Annotated in this window: 22 protein-coding genes; 21 read left to right on the top strand and 1 reads right to left on the bottom strand. The window is 61.0% G+C overall.

Features of this window, described 5'->3' with window-relative positions:
• Positions 1 to 40 precede the first annotated feature (40 nt).
• From ftsH to K0U62_07810, 7 genes are read left to right on the top strand one after another with little or no spacing between them, the layout of a single operon-like run.
• The gene (gene ftsH, locus K0U62_07840) at positions 41 to 2,068 is read left to right on the top strand and encodes an ATP-dependent zinc metalloprotease FtsH (GenBank protein ID MCH9801424.1); all 2,028 of its coding nucleotides are present in this window, start codon (positions 41 to 43) and stop codon (positions 2,066 to 2,068) included.
• Between the two features lie 23 nt (positions 2,069 to 2,091).
• Complete coding sequence (folE, locus tag K0U62_07835) at positions 2,092 to 2,661, top strand: GTP cyclohydrolase I FolE (GenBank protein MCH9801423.1); 570 nt, start codon at positions 2,092 to 2,094, stop codon at positions 2,659 to 2,661.
• Positions 2,662 to 2,706: 45 nt separating this feature from the next.
• Complete coding sequence (gene folP / locus K0U62_07830; GenBank protein MCH9801422.1) at positions 2,707 to 3,552, top strand: dihydropteroate synthase; 846 nt, start codon at positions 2,707 to 2,709, stop codon at positions 3,550 to 3,552.
• Positions 3,552 to 3,911, top strand: a complete 360-nt coding sequence (gene folB, locus K0U62_07825; protein ID MCH9801421.1) for a dihydroneopterin aldolase — start codon at positions 3,552 to 3,554, stop codon at positions 3,909 to 3,911. Before folP ends, folB begins: the two co-directional genes overlap by 1 nt.
• A complete protein-coding gene (gene folK / locus K0U62_07820) occupies positions 3,908 to 4,420 on the top strand; it encodes a 2-amino-4-hydroxy-6-hydroxymethyldihydropteridine diphosphokinase (protein ID MCH9801420.1) in 513 nt (170 codons plus the stop codon). Before folB ends, folK begins: the two co-directional genes overlap by 4 nt.
• Positions 4,421 to 4,449: 29 nt before the next feature.
• On the top strand, positions 4,450 to 4,977 hold the full coding sequence (locus K0U62_07815; protein MCH9801419.1) for a DUF3180 domain-containing protein: 528 nt from the start codon (positions 4,450 to 4,452) through the stop codon (positions 4,975 to 4,977).
• Positions 4,977 to 5,261 carry a hypothetical protein gene (locus tag K0U62_07810; GenBank protein ID MCH9801418.1) on the top strand — a complete coding sequence of 95 codons (285 nt, stop codon included), beginning with the start codon at positions 4,977 to 4,979 and terminating at the stop codon, positions 5,259 to 5,261. Before K0U62_07815 ends, K0U62_07810 begins: the two co-directional genes overlap by 1 nt.
• A 24-nt stretch (positions 5,262 to 5,285) precedes the next feature.
• Here K0U62_07810 and K0U62_07805 read toward each other — a convergent pair whose 3' ends face one another.
• Positions 5,286 to 6,266 carry an ATP-binding cassette domain-containing protein gene (locus tag K0U62_07805; protein ID MCH9801417.1) on the bottom strand — a complete coding sequence of 327 codons (981 nt, stop codon included), beginning with the start codon at positions 6,264 to 6,266 and terminating at the stop codon, positions 5,286 to 5,288.
• Between the two features lie 3 nt (positions 6,267 to 6,269).
• On the opposite strand from K0U62_07805, the gene K0U62_07800 reads away from it, so the two are divergent.
• From K0U62_07800 to K0U62_07735, 14 genes are all read left to right on the top strand, one after another.
• Positions 6,270 to 6,956 carry an ABC transporter permease gene (locus K0U62_07800; protein ID MCH9801416.1) on the top strand — a complete coding sequence of 229 codons (687 nt, stop codon included), beginning with the start codon at positions 6,270 to 6,272 and terminating at the stop codon, positions 6,954 to 6,956.
• Positions 6,953 to 7,666 carry an ABC transporter permease gene (locus K0U62_07795; GenBank protein MCH9801415.1) on the top strand — a complete coding sequence of 238 codons (714 nt, stop codon included), beginning with the start codon at positions 6,953 to 6,955 and terminating at the stop codon, positions 7,664 to 7,666. The genes K0U62_07800 and K0U62_07795 overlap by 4 nt, the downstream gene beginning before the upstream one ends.
• A 39-nt stretch (positions 7,667 to 7,705) precedes the next feature.
• Positions 7,706 to 8,689, top strand: a complete 984-nt coding sequence (locus K0U62_07790) for an ABC transporter substrate-binding protein (protein MCH9801414.1) — start codon at positions 7,706 to 7,708, stop codon at positions 8,687 to 8,689.
• A gap of 33 nt (positions 8,690 to 8,722) precedes the next feature.
• Positions 8,723 to 9,682, top strand: coding sequence for a hypothetical protein (locus K0U62_07785; protein MCH9801413.1), 960 nt, complete (start codon positions 8,723 to 8,725; stop codon positions 9,680 to 9,682).
• Between the two features lie 392 nt (positions 9,683 to 10,074).
• Entirely contained in the window at positions 10,075 to 10,521 is a 447-nt protein-coding gene (locus tag K0U62_07780) for a hypothetical protein (protein ID MCH9801412.1), read from the top strand.
• Between the two features lie 16 nt (positions 10,522 to 10,537).
• Positions 10,538 to 11,038, top strand: a complete 501-nt coding sequence (locus K0U62_07775; GenBank protein MCH9801411.1) for a PH domain-containing protein — start codon at positions 10,538 to 10,540, stop codon at positions 11,036 to 11,038.
• Positions 11,035 to 12,402, top strand: coding sequence for a PH domain-containing protein (locus tag K0U62_07770; protein MCH9801410.1), 1,368 nt, complete (start codon positions 11,035 to 11,037; stop codon positions 12,400 to 12,402). Before K0U62_07775 ends, K0U62_07770 begins: the two co-directional genes overlap by 4 nt.
• Positions 12,399 to 13,274, top strand: coding sequence for a DUF2520 domain-containing protein (locus tag K0U62_07765; GenBank protein ID MCH9801409.1), 876 nt, complete (start codon positions 12,399 to 12,401; stop codon positions 13,272 to 13,274). The genes K0U62_07770 and K0U62_07765 overlap by 4 nt, the downstream gene beginning before the upstream one ends.
• 44 nt (positions 13,275 to 13,318) lie before the next feature.
• Positions 13,319 to 14,158, top strand: coding sequence for a pantoate--beta-alanine ligase (panC, locus tag K0U62_07760; protein ID MCH9801408.1), 840 nt, complete (start codon positions 13,319 to 13,321; stop codon positions 14,156 to 14,158).
• Positions 14,155 to 15,807 (top strand): L-aspartate oxidase, encoded by a 1,653-nt coding sequence (locus K0U62_07755; GenBank protein MCH9801407.1) that lies wholly within the window; start codon positions 14,155 to 14,157, stop codon positions 15,805 to 15,807. Before panC ends, K0U62_07755 begins: the two co-directional genes overlap by 4 nt.
• Positions 15,804 to 16,712, top strand: a complete 909-nt coding sequence (gene nadC, locus K0U62_07750; GenBank protein ID MCH9801406.1) for a carboxylating nicotinate-nucleotide diphosphorylase — start codon at positions 15,804 to 15,806, stop codon at positions 16,710 to 16,712. Before K0U62_07755 ends, nadC begins: the two co-directional genes overlap by 4 nt.
• A gap of 2 nt (positions 16,713 to 16,714) precedes the next feature.
• Entirely contained in the window at positions 16,715 to 17,470 is a 756-nt protein-coding gene (locus K0U62_07745; GenBank protein MCH9801405.1) for a type III pantothenate kinase, read from the top strand.
• Positions 17,471 to 17,480: 10 nt separating this feature from the next.
• Positions 17,481 to 18,968, top strand: coding sequence for a lysine--tRNA ligase (gene lysS, locus K0U62_07740; GenBank protein MCH9801404.1), 1,488 nt, complete (start codon positions 17,481 to 17,483; stop codon positions 18,966 to 18,968).
• A complete protein-coding gene (locus K0U62_07735) occupies positions 18,965 to 19,480 on the top strand; it encodes an amino-acid N-acetyltransferase (protein ID MCH9801403.1) in 516 nt (171 codons plus the stop codon). The genes lysS and K0U62_07735 overlap by 4 nt, the downstream gene beginning before the upstream one ends.
• The last annotated feature ends 84 nt before the right edge of the window (positions 19,481 to 19,564 follow it).

Raw genomic sequence — 19,564 nt, 5'->3', positions numbered from 1 at the left:
AGCGCAGCCATTCTTGCCGCCGGGCGGAGGAGCTAACCAGATGAACTGGGGAAAACTGGCGCGTGGGCCGCTGCTGTGGATTTTGCTGTCCCTGGGTCTGCTGCTCATCGCAACTAGCGTTCTCTCGGGACTGAATGGACCGGAAGAGACCAATACCGGCGCTGTCGTCGAGCAGATTCAGAATAAGAACGTATCCAGCGCGACCCTCGTTGACCGGGAACAGCGGATCGATATCACGTTGAAGGACGGCACTGAGCAAACCGCGAAGTTCATTGAGGGTCAGGGTCTGGAACTGCAGCAACTACTGCAAGAGCAGGTCGATAGTGGCAGTTTGCCCGAGGGCTACAACGTGGAGGTTCCCCAAGACAGCCTGTTTACGACGCTGCTGGTTTCTTTCCTCCCACTACTCATCATCTTAGGTCTGCTCTTCTTCTTCCTGAGCCAGATGCAAGGCGGCGGCCGCTTGATGTCGTTCGGCAAGTCCAAGGCCAAGGTGGTTACTAAGGACATGCCGCAAACGACTTTTGCCGATGTCGCTGGTGCTGAGGAAGCAGTCGAGGAACTGCACGAGATCAAAGATTTCCTGTCGGATCCGAGCCGGTTCCAATCGGTGGGCGCCAAAATCCCCAAGGGTGTGTTGTTGTACGGCCCACCAGGCACTGGCAAGACGCTGCTCGCACGGGCAGTTGCTGGCGAAGCGGCTGTCCCCTTCTTCTCGATCTCGGGTTCCGACTTCGTGGAGATGTTCGTTGGTGTCGGGGCCTCTCGGGTACGCGATCTTTTCGAACAAGCCAAGCAAAATGCCCCGGCCATCATCTTCATTGATGAGATCGACGCCGTTGGACGTCATCGTGGGGCGGGGCTAGGTGGTGGCCACGACGAACGTGAGCAAACGCTGAACCAGATGCTGGTCGAGATGGATGGCTTCGACGTAGCCGGTGGTGTCATTCTCATCGCCGCGACGAACCGACCCGACATTCTGGATCCCGCCCTGCTGCGACCCGGTCGATTCGATCGACAGATCGCGGTAGAGAGTCCCGACCTTAAGGGTCGGGAAGCGATCTTGAAGGTGCACGCCAGTGGCAAACCACTCGCGCCCGACGTCGATCTGGAGAGTATTGCCAAGCGCTCACCGGGCTTCACCGGCGCCGACCTGGCAAACGTTCTCAATGAGGCTGCGTTGCTCACCGCTCGCGGTGGCGACAAGCTGATTTCGAATGAGGCGCTAGATGAGGCCATTGACCGAGTAATCGCCGGTCCGCAAAAGCGAACGCGAGTGATGGGCGACGACGAGCGGAAAATCACGGCGTACCACGAGGGTGGTCACGCCATTGTTGCGGCAGCCTTGCCTGGCAACGATCCAGTGCACAAGATCACCATCCTGCCGCGGGGCCGGGCCTTGGGCTACACGATGGTGTTGCCCGACCAGGACAAGCACTCCCGCACCCGGTCAGAAATGCTCAACCAACTCGCCTACATGCTCGGCGGGCGGGCTGCGGAAGAACTGGTGTTTCACGACCCCACCACTGGGGCGTCCAACGACATCGAGAAGGCGACCAGTGTTGCTCGTGCAATGGTGACCCAGTTCGGCATGAGCGAACGCTTGGGCGCGATTCGCTATGGCCAAGAGCAGGGCGAAGTCTTCTTGGGCCGCGACTATGGCCACACTCGGGACTACTCCGAGCAGGTGGCCAGCGCGATCGATGAGGAAGTCCGCCGCCTGATCGAAGAGGCGCACCAAGAGGCCTACGACATCCTGGTGACCAACCGCGATGTCCTCGACCACCTCGTCTTGGAGTTGCTAGACAAAGAGACTTTGGACAAGGCCGCCGTCGGACGAATCTTTACCAACCTGCAGTTGCGTGAAGTGCGACCGGCCTGGACCGGCTCAGCGCGCCGGGCGCCGTCGGATCGCCCACCGGTCCTCACCCCGGCTGAGGTGTCTCAACTCAACGGAGATGCCCCATCCGCCAATGGCCACGGCTCAGAAAACGGAGCCGCACATGGTGCGACTGCCGATGAGAACCGTTGGGATCCGCCCAGTGACGAACAACTACGTCAGGACTAGACCAAAGCACCCCGGGAGAAGCCATGACTGAATTCGATGAAGCACGCGCCGAAGCCGCCGTGCGGGAACTTTTGTTGGCGATTGGAGAGGATCCCGATCGCGACGGGCTGCTGGAAACCCCCGGCAGAGTGGCACGGTCCTTCCAAGAGCTCACCGCCGGAATGTCCGCTGATGGTGGGGAAATCTTGGGCACCGTATTCGACATCGCCCACGATGAGATGGTCTTGGTCCGCGACATCGAGGTCTATTCGCTATGTGAGCACCATCTGGTTCCTTTTCACGGAGTCGCCCATGTCGGCTACATTCCCTCGGAGGCTGGCGGGGTCACTGGACTATCCAAACTTGCGCGGCTCGTCGATGTTCACGCCAAGCGACTGCAGGTGCAAGAGCGCATGACCACAGGCATCGCTGACGACCTCATGGACGTACTCAAAGCGCAGGGCGCGATTGTCGTCGTTGATTGTGAGCATCTGTGCATGGCCATGCGCGGTGTCCGCAAACCAGGGACGCGAACTGTGACGAGCGCCGTCCGTGGCCAGTTGCGGGATTCAGCTACCCGGGCTGAGGCCATGTCGCTCATCCTCGGTTCCTAGGGCGGAGCCGGAACGGTGCAGGCCGTCAGTCCACAACCCGGACCGCTGGGGCTGCCAACTTCGCTTCGTAGGCCCGGACGCTGTCTGGTGATCGGCATCGTCAACGTCACGCCTGATTCCTTCAGCGATGGTGGTCGCTGGGCGGACCCCGCGGCTGCGGTGGCCCGCGGGCGTGAACTTGTGTCCGCAGGTGCGGATCTCATCGACGTTGGAGGGGAGTCGACCCGGCCCGGGGCGCGGCGCGTAGATTCGGCCACTGAATCGGATCGAGTCCTCCCGGTCGTGACCGAACTAGTTGCCGCTGGCATTCCGGTGAGCATCGATACGATGCGAGCGAGCACAGCGGTGGCAGCGGTAGCGGCGGGTGCTTGCCTGGTCAACGACGTCTCGGGTGGTCTGGCCGATCCGGAGATGTTGGCGGCGGTGGCGCAGACCCCGGCTGGCTACATCGCTATGCATTGGCGCGCGCATTCCGATCAGATGGACCGCTGGGCGAATTACACCGAAGACGTGGTCGCCGACGTCAGTGCTGAACTTGCCGATCGAGTAGCTGCAGCGCGGGCCGCAGGTATTTCCGCCGATCGGATTGCTATCGACCCAGGCCTCGGCTTCGCTAAAGAGCCAGCCCACAATTGGGCGCTGCTGCGTGGACTGCCCCGATTGCGTGAGTTGGGCTATCCCGTTCTTGTCGGTGCCAGTCGTAAGCGCTTCCTGGGGGAGCTATTGGCCGACGGCGCACAGCAACGCCCTATGGCACAACGAGACGCCGCAACAGATGCGATCAGTGCGCTGGCTGCTGCCGAAGGTGCCTGGGCGGTGCGGGTGCACGATGTTCGGGGTAGCGCAGATGCAGTACGAGTAGTTGCGGCCCTAGCGCAGGAGGATGACTAATGCACGATCTGATTACGCTGACCGGTCTGGCGGCTACCGGATATCACGGTGTCTTGCCGGAAGAGCGGCGCAACGGCCAGACCTTCAAGGTTGACGTGGAAATGCGAACGGATATCCGTCCGGCCGCCGCGGCAGATGATTTGGCACTGACCATCGACTATTCGAAAGTCGCCGCCGCGGTCATTGCGATCATCGAGGGCGATCCAGTCGACTTGATCGAAACGCTCGCCGAGCGATTGGCAGCGAAATGTCTGACCTTCCCCGGAGTAGCGGGGGTGCGCATCGTCGTACATAAGCCGCAAGCGCCAGTCGGCGTTCCCTTCGGTGACGTTACCGTGACCGTTGAGCGTGACCAGTGAGAGCAGCCCTGGGCTTGGGTGCCAATCTCGGTGACCCGCGAGTGGCACTCACCATTGCGGTGGCGCACATCATGGCGGACTCGTGGGTGGTGCGGTTACAACGATCAAGTTTCTACGACACCACGCCCGTCGGCGGACCCGAGCAACCGGACTACCTGAATGCCGTGGTTGTTGTCGACCTGCAAACTGGCCATCCGGCTGAAGCGGCGGCCGAGCATCTGCTGGCATTGGCACACCGAATTGAGGAGGACCTTCATCGGGTTCGTGATGTGAGGTGGGGCCCGCGGACGGTGGACGTTGACGTCCTCGCGGTAGCGGGGCTGGTCACAACCGACCCCAGGCTCACCGTGCCGCACCCTCGGGCAACCGAGCGAGCCTTCGTCCTCATCCCTTGGGCAGAGATCGATCCTGATTTCGTCATTCCCGGGGTGGGCACTGTTGCTACAGCACTTGCCGCGCTGTCCGATCGTGACAAGAACGACGTGAGGCCAGCGGTCGCGGACCGTTGAATTGATCACGGCAGCGCTAGGGTGGGACTGTGACGCCGACCAAACTCCGAGTCTTGATCGCTGTCGCCGCGATTGCGGCAGTCGTAGCGTGGTGTATCGCTGCGCTCGTCGACTCATTCGCTGGTCGATACTTGCCGTTGCCCGCCACAGCAGCTGGTGCCCTTTGGTTGATGGCGATTGCCTTGGGAATGTGGGGATGGATCGTTCGACCGCGGTTGTTGTGTCGCCCCGGAGCGGAACCACTGCCTGCTGTCGTCGCTGCCCGGACGGCAGCCCTGGCGTTGGCAGGATCACGAGTGGGTGCCGGGGCGGTGGGCTTCTATCTGGGGGTGGGAGTGTTCCTGCTGCCGGACTCTCAGGTGGCAGCGGCCCGATCAGGTCTGCTGGTGTGTGCATTCAGCGCCCTGGGTGGGGCCGCTTTGGTGGCAGTTTCGCTCTGGCTGGAAAGTGTGTGTCGACTGCCGGCAGATGATGGGTCCGCAGACGAGGAAGATTCCGAAACCGGAATGGATGGGCTGGCCCGCGACGTCCAGCGGAGTAGGCCTAGGCTGGACTAATGACCGATCAACTAGCGGATCTGCCGTTCGATGAAGTTAAGCACCAGGCAATCGAGTTGGCGGAGAAGCGCCACGACGTCGGTTTCTTCTTCGATCTGATCAAACACACCCCCGCCGTAGCTGCGACTGCCGATGAGGGTGGCTCGCTGGGTGAATTCTCAGGAACTATCACTGAGCTGGTGGAGGCGGCCCGGGAACTGTTTGGCTCCGGAGACTTGGGTGAGTTGGAACCGCTGTTTCGGGCTCGGTTTGAAGACTATCTGCGCCAACACGGTCACGGCTAGCCAGTAGGTGACCAGTCGACCCGACTAGCTGGCACGCTCACTGCGTAGCAGTTTTCTGATTGATTCCAGGGTGAGGACGCGATCACCGGAGTTATTGTCACCGGGAACTCGGATCCGACCGTCAGGTGATGCCAAGATTGCGATGGTCGCTTGCCGAAGTGTCGCTTCAGGCTCGATCATCGGAGCGGCCCTATCGGCAATGTCCGCTGCTGGCAGTCGGTCGTCATCGACTCCGGTGACGCCCATCAGTTTGATTAGGCGATCCGCACCGAAGAAATCCGCCACGAAGTCATCGACTGGATGAGCGAGAATGTCGGCTGGTGAGTCGTACTGGGCCAGGATTCCCCCCTCCCGCAGTACAGCTATTCGATCACCGAGTCGTACCGCCTCGTCAATATCGTGGGTGACGATGACGACGGTCGTACCGAGTTCCTGCTGCAGGGCGTGAAATTCGGTTTGCAGTTTTTCGCGCGCGATGGGATCGACCGCCCCAAAAGGTTCGTCCATCAGCAGAACTGGTGGATCCGCGGCCAGTGCTCGGGCAACTCCCACCCGTTGCCGTTGCCCGCCAGAGAGCTGGCTGGGGTAGCGGTCGCCGTACTCAGCTGGATCCAAACCGACCAAGGCGAGCATCTCATCTGCTCGAGTAGCGATCCGCTCCTTGTCCCAGCCCAACAGTCGGCAAACGGTGCCAACATTTCGTCGCACGGTGTAGTGCGGGAACAAGCCAACGGCTTGAATCACGTAGCCGATCTTGCGTCGCAGCAGCTTCACGTCTGCTTCACGGATGTCCTCACCGTCGATGCGAATGGTGCCGCTAGTGGGCTCAATGAGTCGGTTGATCATCCGCATGGTGGTCGTCTTGCCGCAACCGGACGGTCCTACCAGCGCGCAGACTTCGCCACGTCCGACCGTGAGATCCAGATTGTCCACCGCTAACGTTCCATCTGGATATTGCTTTCGCAGTTGAGACAGGATGATTGCGGGATTTTCGCTAGTGTTCATGAGATGAAGCCTCTGGCCACAGTCGAAGAGGCGCCCAACCCTTGGTTTTCCTGGGACTACGTCGTTGAGAACTATGAATTGCTGCTTGACGCTGGTCGGCAGCACATCTTTCTGACGGTCTCTTCGGTACTGCTTGCTTTGGTTGTTGCCTTCCCGCTCGCTTTCTTGGTCCGACGCTATCGGAATCTGACCGGTCCTGTCTTGGGGCTGTCCGGTCTGCTTTACACCATTCCTTCGTTGGCGCTCATCTCGCTGCTGTGGCCAATCTTCGGCCTGACGCCGTGGACGGTGATTCTGGCTCTCGCGGTCTACGCGCTACTCGTCGTGTTGCGTAACACCGTGGTGGGACTCGATGCGGTACCCGAGAGCGCAGTAGATGCTGCCCGCGGTATGGGAATGGATGACCGTCAGTTGCTCACCCGAGTGCAGGTGCCGCTGGCGGTACCAACAATTTTGGCTGGGGTCAGGATCGCCACCGTATCCACAGTGGGAATGGTGACCATTGGCGCGTTGGTAGGTTACGGCGGATTTGGCACCTTGATCTTGTCGGGATTCCAGGCGAATTTTTACCATGCCCAAATCATGACCGCCACGATTGCCTGCGTGCTGTTGGCGCTGATTTTCGAGCTGTTGCTGACGCTAGTTGAGCGACTATTGGCGCCGTGGTCGAAATTGGAGTGGGCCGAATGAGCGTCTGGGAGTGGTTCACCGATCCGGCAAACTGGACCGGGGACAACGGGATTCCGATCCGAACCTGGGAACAGATCGTGATCAGTTTCTGGGCGATGATGATCGCGCTGATCGTGGCCATGCCGATTGCGCTCTATCTGGGGCACAAGCGGAAGGGAATCTTGCTGGCAACAAATGTTGGCAATATCGGCCGAGCAATCCCGACGCTGGGCTTGCTCACGATCTTGGCGTCAATCCCGGAAATCGGCATCGGCAACCTTGCGGCGATCTTGGCGCTGGCGCTCTTTGCGATCCCACCGTTGCTCACCAACACCTTTGCCGGTATGGCTGCCGTAGACGACAAGGTTATCGACGCAGCCCATGGGATGGGTATGGGAACAGGTCGAATTCTGACGCGGGTGGAACTGCCGCTGGCGTTGCCGCTGATTGCCGCCGGCGTCAGAACTGCAACGGTGCAGGTGATTGCGACGGCATCGCTAGCCGCATTGGTCGGTGGCGGTGGCTTGGGTCGCTACGTCGTGGACGGCTATGCCCTGCAGGACAATACCTTGATTGTGGCTGGTGCCATTCTGACTGCGGCAGTCGCCATGGTGGCGGAATTGATCTTGGCTTTCCTGCAGAAGCGGGTGACTCCCAAGGGTTTGCGCGAACAGTCGCTCGCCGAAGAAGAGGCCGCCGAAATTCCCACCCCAGCCCCTGCTTCCCCGTAAGCGCGTGCTGGCATGAGATCGCTGTGATTGGATGAGATTATGGGTCTGAGCGGGCACACCAGCAGCCAGCGCCGCGGCCGTCGCGCGTCCAGACTCTGGCTGCTGATGTTGTTGGCTGGCGCGGTGGTCCTCGCTGGTTGTGCGTCGACCGATGACGACGGCAACGCTGACGAACCGGCACCTGCCGACACTGTGATCATTGCCACGACGAACTTCACCGAGTCGCGGATCATTGCTTCGCTGTATTCCCAAGTCCTAGAAGCTAATGGTGTACCCACCCAAATCAAGGAACTCACGACACGTGAAGTGATCGTGCCAGCTTTGGAGAAGAATGAAATCCAGTTGACTCCGGAATATCTGGGCAGCCTCACCGAGTTCCTGAATAAGCAAGAGAATGGCACTGGGGCCGCTCAGTTGGCTAGTGACGACACCGCGAAGACCTTCAAGAAAGGTGAGCGGCTCGCTCGTAACCGCAGTATCGAACTATTGCCCCCGTCACCTGCTCAAGATCAAAACGCTTTCGCGGTGACTCGGGAGTTCGCCGCGGAGCATGATCTGAAAACGATGAGTGAGCTCGGCGAGTACTCACAGCAGTCACCCATCATTCTGGGCGGTGGTCCGGAATGCCCAGAGCGGCCGTTTTGCCTGCCGGGCATCGAGCGTGTTTACGACGTTCGAGTGGAGAAGTTCGTGCCGCTAGATTCGGGTGGTCCACTCACTATCCAGGGATTGAAACAGGGACTCATTGAGGTGGGCATTGTGTTCTCGTCTTCGGGGGCGGTGGCGTCGGATGAGATTGTGGTCCTCGAGGACGATCAGGGACTGCAGATTGCCGAGAACATAACGCCCACGATGGCAGCTGCCGCGGTCACCGATCGGATTATTGGACCGATCAATGAGTTATCGGCAGCCATGACGACCGAAGATCTGCAAATGCTGAACGCGGAGGTGGAACTAGGCCGACGTCCGGTCGAGGCGGTCGCGACAGAGTTCCTGCGACAGTCAGGTTTGATCGACAGTTAGGCTGATCTGAGTCGGTCCGAAGGGAAAGAGTCAGTGATCTCTGGGATTTTGCGGCGGTTGTTGCCCGCAGTCACGGTGATGTTGTGCGCGTCACTGGCACTGACTGCTGCGGGATGTTCCGTTAGCGATCCGGAGCCAACACCCTCGCCGGAACCGACCGTGTCGGATGAGGTCGTCGTTGCCTCGTACGGGCCTGGGGTGCCCGAAGTCATTGCAGCGCTGTACGTCGCCAGCCTCAATGCCAGTGGAATCCCGGCAAAAGGACTACCGCCGCAGGACCTCACAGCTGCCGTCGCAGCCATTCAGTCTGGTGAGGCGGATCTGTTGGCTGCTCCGGCCAGTCAACTGACCGCAGCGGTTCTCGCCACCGACGTGACCGTGACGCCGTCACCTAGCCCTTCGCCGACGGTGGCGGAATCACGCAGTCTCGATGATGAAGTGACGAAGTTGCAGACAGCACTGACGTCCGACGGTATCTCCGTGCTGGCACCAGCGGCTGCGGTAGATGGTGTGATGTTCGTGATGCGACGTGGCCGGGCCGGGGCAGACGACATTACGAACCTCAGCGATTTGGCCCGCAGCAGTGAAACTGATCCAGTGGTGCTGGCCGCCCCAACCGGGTGCGCGGATGAGTACACCTGTCTGGGAGTACTTACTGATGGATACGAAGTAGCGATCGATGAGGTCCTTGTCACGCCATGGGAGCAGGTGCCGAACGCATTGCTGGATCGCACGGCTGCGGTTGGCCAGTTGGACACGGTAGCCGACGACATTGTGGGTCTGCGCGTACTCGCGGACGATAGTTCTTTATTGCCGCCGGAGAACCTCGTCCCGCTGCTGACCGAGACTAAGGCAGCGGCCCAGGGTCCGGTGGACCGCGTACAAGCGGAAATCACCACTGCGGATCTTCGAGAGTTTGCTGGTGATCTAGCCACTGGTCAGGATCCGAATCAGATCGCGGATTCTTGGATCACCTTGCGATTCGGCGGCTAGCCACAACCCCCGCGCCGCCGACAGAGGTGGCCTCGGTCACCCGCCTACGCACCGCCGATATGGCTTGCTGGGGGACTGTTCTATGGTTCCGGAGTCCGATTCTGATGTGGGAAAAGGTCGGGGCAACGGCGATGAGTAGTAGAACTAGTGATGCCCGTGGTGGGGTCTCCAATGAGTCAGTTCGGCAGCTTTTCCTGCCATCTGGGCGAGACATAACCAACCGAGAAAAGCGTCCTCGGCGCCGACTTTGGCGGGGCGGAATTTCCGGGCGATCCCGTCGTTGGCTGTGGTGGGGCGGCCTCGTAGTGGCCGGCGAATGCCGATGAACTTTTCCCGGTGAAGCCGGCGAGCAAGGATGAGTCATTCACACGGTTCTTCCCGGAGAACGACTCATGATTCGGCATGTGTTTGTGTGTCTGGTCGCGGTGTCGCTGTGGTTCGGGGTTTTGGCCAACCCGGCCTGGTCTGACTTAGACAGTTGGGGCGGCGTTGCCCAGGCGAGTAAAGAAAATGCACTTGCAGTGTCTATGAGTGAGGACTGGATCGATCCACCACCACCGCCTAAGTCGGCGCCACAGCCGACCCCAGATCCCACCGCCAGTGCACCCGTTTCGCCAGCGCCTATCAGTCCATCGATTGAACCGCAGCCCCAGCCTGATGGCGCCTTGACGACGCCCCCGCAACTGTCGCTCTCACCGCCGGAGTCGCTGGCTGCCAGCGAACCGGAGCCAGCGCCGCGACTGCGACTGTTACGGACCCCGTTACGTCCGTATCGGACGCTGCCGTCACCGGCTGGACTGTCTGGTCGGTTCTGGCGAACGCCACTGCGTCCGGGGTAGGCGCTAGCCTAAAGACATGAGCGCTGGCGCAGAAAATCCTTTCGTACCACCTGGCGAAGCTTGGCAGCCGATCTCCCCCAAACTGACCCGGGTAAGGCGACTAGTCATGGTGTTCTGGCTGGTGGTTTTGGTGGGCGTCGCTGCAGTAGCGCTCGCAGTCAGCGGAGTTCCGCTCTGGAGCGGAGTAGTGGTGCTGGTTGCGCTGATCCTGCTGGTCTGGCTGTGGTGGTTGATTGGGCGGCAGGTGAAGGCGTACGGGTACGTGGAGCGCGAAGAGGATCTGCTCGTTCGTTCCGGAATCTTGTTTCGCCGAATGGTCATCGTCCCTTACGGTCGCATGCAGCTAGTAGATCTCGTCGCGGGTCCTATCGACCGGATGGCCGGACTTTCCACGGTGCAGCTCCACACCGCAGCTGCCGCTACCGATGCCAAGATTCCTGGGTTGCCGCCGGAAAACGCCGGGGCGCTCCGCGATCGATTGGCTGCCCGTGGTGAGGAGAGGTCAGCCGGGATATGAGCCAGGTCGAGACGGGTGCGGGGCTGGGAGCTACTGAGCCGAGACGTACCCACAAACTCACCCCCCTGGTTACCGGGGCACGATTTTTGCCGTTCGCGTTGTTTGTGGGCTTCATCACTATTGGCCAAAACACCGCAGGTGAAGGACTGTTTGTGGCCCTGGCAATCACCATTGGGGTGGTGGTGCTGATCGCATTGCTTATCGCCGGGTTTGCTTACGTGTCCTGGCGACGGTTGACGTTTTGGTTCGACGAGCAGGGAGACTTACGGGTCGCTTCCGGTGTGCTGACGCGAACCGAACGGCGGTTGCAACTATCGCGATTGCAAGGGGTGGACGTGGTCCAGCCCTTTATCCCCAGATTGTTTGGTCTGTCGCAGGTGACTGTGGAGGTCGCAGGAACTGGCGACTCTCGCGCCCAGATTCAATACCTCGGAAATGAGGATGCGCAGAACCTGCGTAACTCCGTTATCGCTCGTGCAGCGGGTCTGCATCCCGACGCCGGAGAAGCGCCACAACAAGCGCTGGTGGAGGTCCCCACCAAAGACTTGTTGGTATCGCTGCTGCTGCGCGGTGTCACAGTCGTGCTGTTTTTGGCAACGCTGTTGGTCGTGGTGGTCACCTGGTTCGCCACTGGCCCGGCCGGTCTGTTTTGGCTGCTCCTGGGTGGTGTGCCGTTGATCGCGGTGGCTTCCGAATACCTTGGGTTCCACGGCTTCACTGTGGCTAAGTCACCTGACGGGTTGCGGACTCGATCCGGACTCTTGCAGGTGCAGGCGCAAACGGTTCCACCGGGTCGACTGCAATCGGTGGAATTCGTGCAGTCCTGGCTCTGGCGTTCGCGGGACTGGGTACGGGTGCGAATCACCGTTGCCGGAATGGAGTCGGACAGCGATCAACAGCAGGGTGCCAATACGTTCAAGCAGGTACTGCTTCCCGTCGCGCCCTACGACGTTGCAGTTGCGGTTGTCAATGAGATTCTTCCCGGCGTGGACGCGCGCAAGACGCCGCTGCATCCGGCGCCCAAGCAGGCAAAGTGGCGCGCTCCGATTCAACACCGCCGGTTGGGGGTTGGTTGGGATGATCGGGTGCTGGTGACCTCGCGGGGGCGCTTTGTCTGGCATCTGGCGGTGGCCCCCCACGCTCGCACGCAATCGGTGCGGGTGACCCAGGGGCCGTGGCAGCGGCGACTGGGACTAGCGACCATGCACCTCGATTCACCACCGGGACCGGTGGAGGTGGTGGCACTCTACCGAGATGCCGCCGAGGCACGGGCCCTCGCAGATGCGCAAAATCAGCGAGCACAGCAGGCGTTGCAATCGGATCCGGCCGGGCGCTGGATGCAACAGCGAGATGAGAAGTCGTGACCAGTGAGGCTGCTCGCCTCAACGTGGGCGTCATCGGACCTGGTCGGGCTGGCTCGGTGCTGGCGGCGGCACTCGCTGGCGCAGGGCATCACGTCGTGGCGGCTTATGCCGTTTCCGACGACTCCAAGCAGCGAGCCGCCGACCTCTTGCCTGATGCAGTGCTACTCGGGATTGAGCATGTTTTCGAAAGGTCTGACCTGGTGTTGCTGACGGTTCCGGACGACACCTTGCCGTCACTGGCAGCAGCGATCGCCGAGAACGATTGGTGTCGACCAGGACAGTTCGTCGTGCATAGTTCCGGTCGCTACGGGATAGCTGTGTTGGCGCCACTGGCAGCCAAAGGCGCCATACCGCTGGCTTTGCATCCAGTCATGACCCTCAATGGCAGCAGCATGGATCTCGAGCGGTTAGCTGGTTGCCCGTTCGGTGTGACCGCTACGGAGGAGTTGCTACCGGTCGCTGCTGCTCTCGTGGTGGAGATGGGCGGCGAACCGATGTACGTCGCCGAAGATCGACGAGTGCAGTATCACGCGGCTATGGCCCACGGTGCCAACCATTTGGTGACGCTCATCGCTGATGCGATGGACCTATTGGCTGGTACCGGTGTCGAACAACCCGACAGGTTCTTGGCCCCACTGCTGAGCGCAGCATTAGACAATTCACTGCGATTCGGTGATCGGGCGCTCACTGGCCCGGTTTCCCGCGGCGATGCGGCCACGTTGGCTAGCCATCTAGCGGTACTCAGCGAGGAATCGCCCGAGGTTGCGGTGGCCTATCGAGTTATGGCCCGCCGGACCGCTGACCGCGCGGTGGCCGCTGGTCTGTTGGACCCGGTAAGCGCCGCCGAAGTAATCGCTGCGCTCGGCGAGTAACCCGTGGTGGGCGCGGTACCTGGTAGTTGCGGCATGCTTGGGCTATGGCTCCGGAAGTGATTGAAACTGTCGCTCAACTGCGGCAGTGGCCCGCGCATCCGCGTCGTGCTGTCGTGATGACTATGGGAGCTCTGCATGAGGGCCACCGACAGTTGATGAGGTCAGCGCGGGAATGGGCTGGGCCGGAAGGTCAGGTCTTGGTCACCATCTTCGTGAATCCGCTTCAGTTCGGTGAGGGTGAGGACTTCGAACGCTATCCCCGGACCTGGGAAGCGGACTTGGCGGTGTGTCAAGAGGAAGGGGTGGCTGCGGTCTTTGCCCCGCTGGCTGACGATGTCTACGGAGCCGGACGGGAGATCACCGTGGATCCTGGACCGCTCGGTGAGGAGTTGGAGGGCGCCAGTCGACCCGGACATTTTCGGGGAGTGCTGACGGTAGTAGCCAAGATTTTGCTGTTGGCCCACCCACAGGCGGCCTTCTTTGGTGAAAAGGACTATCAGCAGTTTGTGCTCATCCGGCGGATGACCGAACAGCTGCAGTTACCTTTTGAGGTGAGGTCGGTACCAACGGTTCGCGAAGAGGATGGGTTGGCGCGCTCGAGTCGCAATCGCTACCTGGATCCGCAGCAGCGGCAGGCCGCAGTGGCCATCTCGGCGGCACTTGCGACTGGAGCGGCACATGCGCGCGATGGCGCAACTGCGGCGCTCGCAGCTGCCCGGCAAGTGCTTGCCAGTGAGGCCTCGCTAGTGATCGATTATCTCGTTGTTCGGGACCCAGAGTTGGGTGCAGTCCCCGACGTTGGCTCGGCCCGAATGCTGATTGCTGCGTACCTCGGTGAGACCCGGTTGATTGACAACATCGCAATCAGTTTGGGGCAGTCGTGACTGGCATTGGCGATCGCTTGACCACGCCGGAGCCCGGGTGGTGGGAAAGCGCTGACGTGGTGATTGTCGGCTCGGGTATTGCTGGATTGACGCTGGCGCTCTCACTGCGGCAATCCGGACTTCGAGTACAGGTCGTCACCAAAGGTCGAGTCGATGAGGGCTCAACCCAATGGGCGCAAGGTGGTATCGCAGCAGCGTTAGACGATGACGATTCCCCACAGGAACACTTGCAGGACACTCTGGTCGCTGGCGCCGGACTCTGCGATGAACAGGCAGTGCGCGTCCTTGCCGAGCAGGGGCCGGACGCGGTTCGCGGTCTGGCCGCGCTCGGTACTCGATTCGATCGCGAGGCAGGGGGGGAACTATCCCTGACCAGGGAAGGTGGTCACCTACGAGATCGCATTGCCCATGCTGGCGGAGACGCGACCGGACGAGAGATTTCCCGGGCGCTGGTGGCCGCAGTGCGACGAGATGACGGGATCAGGCTCTACGAACGAGCGTTGGCGCTGGACCTGCTGCTGGATGATCGTGGCGCGGTGCAGGGGGTTAGCCTGCACGTGATCGGCCAAGGACAGCGAGACGGTGTTGGCGCAGTCGCTGCACCTGCGGTGGTCCTAGCGACCGGAGGGCTAGGGCAGGTGTTTGAGGCCAGCACCAATCCGCTGGTTGCTACCGGTGATGGTGTAGCCATGGCAGCCCGAGCCGGCGCGGTGCTGGCAGATCTAGAGTTCATTCAGTTTCACCCGACCGTATTGTGGCAAGGGCCGGGAGCGAAAGGGCAACAGCCGTTGATCTCTGAAGCCGTGCGTGGTGAGGGTGCAGTATTGCTCGATCCAGCCGGTCGGCAGTTGATGACCGGTATCCATCCGCTAGGAGATCTGGCTCCGCGGGACGTGGTAGCGAAGACGCTCATGAAGGCCATGCGATCGACTGGGGCACCACACGCATGGCTGGATGGCCGGAAGTTGGGCGAAGGCACGTGGCGACGACGTTTTCCGACGATCTTGCAGCGCTGCCGTGACATGGAAATCGATCCGGTGCAGCAGTTGATTCCAGTCGTGCCAGCGCAGCACTACGCCAGTGGTGGTGTCCGGGTGGACTTGGCTGGTCGGGCATCGATTCGTGGGCTCTTTGCCTGCGGCGAAGTGGCCTGCACCGGAGTGCATGGCGCCAATCGATTGGCGTCGAACTCGCTGCTTGAGGGATTGGTTTTTGCGGAACGCATTGCCGAGGTACTGCAGGCAGGTCTACCACCGCAACGAGACCCCATAGTGCGGACCGGCTCGCTGGGTGTGATCAGCAACGCTTCCCGACCACTGCTGCAACGCGCCATGTCGGAGGGTGCCGGGGTGCTCCGTACCGCCGATTCGCTGAAAGTTGCAGCAGCAGCTGTAGCTGAGCTACCGGCAGACTTCCCCGGTGAACCAGGTACCGCTGACTGGGAGGTGGCCAATCTGGCTGTGGTTGCCAGTGCGATCGCCCAACTAGCGCTGCTTCGGACCGAGACTCGCGGCTCGCATTGGCGTGATGACTTCCCCGCGGTGGATGACGAACATTGGCGACTGCATCTCGCCACCCAACTTGTTGATGGTGAGTGGCTGACCCGGCAGACACCCTGTCAGACACCACGATGGGAGACTTGGGCATGACTGATTGGCAGCCAATCTCCGCTGAATCGGCGGCTGGGCTGGAGCAGGCGGGGCTGTCGCCAGCGGCAGTCGCGGAACTAGTGGCGAACACCCTGACCGAAGACCTCGACGGCGGCGTCGACGTCACCACTGTGGCGACTGTGCCGAAAGAGCAGCGGGCCACCCTGGATCTGGTGGCGCGAGGCTCCGGGGTCGTAGCCGGCGCCGTGGTAGCCAGAGTCGTTTTCGATCTCGTGGCTGGTGCAGCGGCGGCGATCGAGGTGACCACTCCCGATGGCAATCCAGTAGCACCTGGGGATCGAATCTTGCGCGTCACCGGCCCAACGCGCGGACTGTTACTCGCGGAACGCACCTCGCTCAATGTGCTGTGCCACCTGTCTGGCGTAGCCACCGCTACCCAGGAATGGGTGGCAGCAATCGGTGATACTGGCGCGGTGGTCCGGGATACCCGCAAGACCACACCGGGAATGCGACAGCTGGAAAAGTACGCCGTGCGGTGTGGTGGTGGCCAGAACCATCGGATGTCGCTGTCAGATGCGGCGTTGGTCAAGGACAATCACGTTCTGGCTGCTGGTGGCGTGGCGGCGGCATTTGCAGCAGTCCGAGAGCGGTTCCCCGGCTTAGCGGTGGAGGTCGAGGTTGACTCGCTCGATCAACTGACCGAGGTGCTGGCTGCCGGCGTGGACCTGGTGCTGCTGGACAACTTCACTCCGGAGCAGATGCGGCTTGCAGTCAGGATCACCGCAGGTCGAGCCCGCCTCGAAGCATCAGGTGGGCTCACGGTGGCGGCTGCTGCCGAGGTCGCCGCTACTGGCGTGGACTACATCGCAGTCGGGGCATTGACACACTCGTCTCCGATTCTGGATATTGGGGCGGATCTGACGATGACCACCGGAGAGGACTGATCGTGCTACTCGCTATTGATGTGGGGAATACCAACACCGTGATTGGCTCCTTCCTAGGTGCTGAGCTCAGTGACTCTTGGCGGATTCCCACCGACAGCCGCACGACGGCAGATCAGATGATGCTGACCTACCGGGGCCTGCTGGAGGATCAGCCAGAACTAACTGGTTTGGCGCTGTGTGCGTCGGTACCGGCCGTGCTGCATGAGATGCGACTGATGTTCCAGCGCTACTTTCCCGACGTTCCGCGAGTGATTGTTGAGCCGGGCACTAAGACCGGGGTATCGGTTAAGACTGATAATCCGCGAGAGGTCGGAGCGGATCGAATCGTCAATACGCTGGCTGCTTTCCACCGCTACGGCGGCCCAGCGATCGTGGTGGACTTCGGGACTTCCACCAACCTCGACGTGGTGTCGGAAACGGGTGACTTCCTTGGTGGTGCGTTAGCGCCGGGAATTCAGATTTCCCTTGATGCGCTAGCGCAACGAGCCGCCCAGTTGCGCAAGGTGGAGCTCATTCGGCCGCGCTCAGCGATTGGTCGCAATACGGTGGAGGCGCTGCAATCTGGTGCGCTGTATGGCTTTGCCGGTCAGGTTGATGGTCTGGTGCGACGTATCACCGAGGAACTGGGCGAGGCGGAGGCGGTGGTGGCAACCGGAGGCTTGGCAGAGATCGTCGTAGCCGAATCCGACACCATCACTCACCATGATCCACACCTCACACTGCATGGCCTGAAATACGTCTTCGACCGCAACCTCTAACCTAGGTCGAGTGAGCAACGAAGCGCAGGACCTGTCAGAGCAACAGCAGATTCGGCTAGCGAAGCGCGACCGGATTCTGGCCGAGGGGCGGCAGGCCTACCCGGTGGCGGTCCCGATCAGTCACACCATCGAGCAGGTACGCCAGGAACACCCAGACGTTCCCGCTGGCGAGATGACCGGCGCGCAAGTGGCAGTGGCTGGCCGACTGCTATTCGTGCGCAATACCGGCAAACTATGCTTCGCTTCACTGCGCTCCGGCGCAGGCACCGCCATCCAGGCGATGCTCAGCCTGGATCGGGTCGGGGAAGAGTCGCTGGCTCGCTGGAAAGACGAGGTGGACCTCGGCGATCAGATTTGGGTCCGGGGCGAGGTTGGCGCCTCCCGCCGCGGGGAGCTGAGTATCTTCGCCGAGGAGTGGGGCTTTGCCGCCAAGTCATTGCGCCCGCTGCCGGTGGCGCACAAGGAGATGAGTGAGGAAGCGCGCGTACGGCAGCGCTACGTAGATCTCATCATGCGACCGGAGGCTCGGCAAACCGCCCGAGATCGGATCACTGCGCTGGCTAGTTTGCGGGAATCGCTAGCCAAACGGGACTTTTTGGAAGTGGAGACCCCGATCCTGCAGACGTTGCAGGGAGGCGCCACTGCGAAGCCATTCACGACGCATATGAACGCCTACAACATGGACTTATTCTTGCGAATCGCCCCGGAGTTGTTCCTCAAGCGCTGCGTGGTGGGTGGCATCGAGCGAGTCTTCGAGATCAATCGCAACTTTCGCAATGAGGGAGCGGACTCCACTCACTCGCCAGAGTTCGGCATGCTGGAGTACTACCAGGCATATTCGGACTACCGTGAGGCTGCCCGGCTAACTCGCGAGCTCATCCAAGAGGCCGCACAGGCAGTGTGCGGCACACTCCAGGTGGAGCATGTCGACGGTTCTGTGCATGATCTCGCAGGCGAATGGACCACGATTTCGCTGTATCCCGCGGTATCAGAAGCAGTCGGTCGGGAGGTCACGCCGCGAACCGCGCGGACTGAGTTGGAGCAGTTGTGCGCCGAGGCTGGGATCGACGTGAACCCCGCCTGGCTCGCAGGTCGGTTGGTAGAGGAGTTACTCGAGCACTACGTAACCCCGAGGTTCACGGGACCCACTTTCGTGTTCGACTATCCGGTTGACACTTCGCCGTTGGTTCGGGACCACCGGGAAACCGAAGGACTCGTCGAGAAATGGGATCTATACGTCGATGGTTTTGAGTTAGCTACCGGCTATTCGGAACTTGTGGATCCAGTCATTCAACGGGAGCGGCTGCAGGAGCAGGCCGCTCGCGCTGCGATTGACGATGAGGCAATGCCGTTGGACGAGGATTTTCTGGCCGCACTGGAACATGGCATGCCGCCTTCAGCGGGTGTCGGTATGGGAATTGATCGGTTGCTGATGGCGCTGACGGGTTTGGGGATTCGGGAGACCATCCTCTTCCCGTTGGTGAAGCCGTTGTCATGACTGGCGCTCATGGCCAGGTCGTCGTCAGGCCGGCTCGGACCAGCGATATCTTCCAGATTCGGGAACTCGTCAGTCACTATTCACCAGATCGCCGACTCTTGGCCAAGGAGAACGTCACGCTCTACGAGGATGTGCAGGAGTTTGTTGTAGCCGAACAGGGTGACCTGATCGTTGGCTGTGGCGCCCTGCATGTCATGTGGGATGACCTTGCGGAGGTTCGAACAATTGCGGTGCGACCGGACCTGCTTCGCCACGGAATTGGTGGTGTGGTGCTGCGGGAGCTCGTGGCCCATGCCGAGCAGTTAGGGGTCCGTCGAGTCTTTTGCCTGACGTTTGAAGTCGACTTCTTTCGCGCTCACGGATTCGAGGAACTCCATGGGCCAGGAGTGCAGCCGGATGTCTTCGCCGAATTACTGAAATCCGGCGATGAAGGGATCGCTGAGTTTTTGGATCTGGAACGAGTGAAGCCCAATACGTTGGGTAATCAGCGGATGATTCTTCGATTGTCCTGACCGACAGTTGTCATGCCAGCGAACAAGTCGGGTGAGGACAAACTGGCAAAGGAATCAGTCAATCTTCCCGATATTCCTCGACAA

Source organism: Actinomycetes bacterium (assembly GCA_022599915.1).
GTDB lineage: Bacteria > Actinomycetota > Actinomycetes > S36-B12.
Note: the sequence above shows the minus strand (reverse complement) of the source record. Positions and strands in the feature narration are given on the sequence as shown.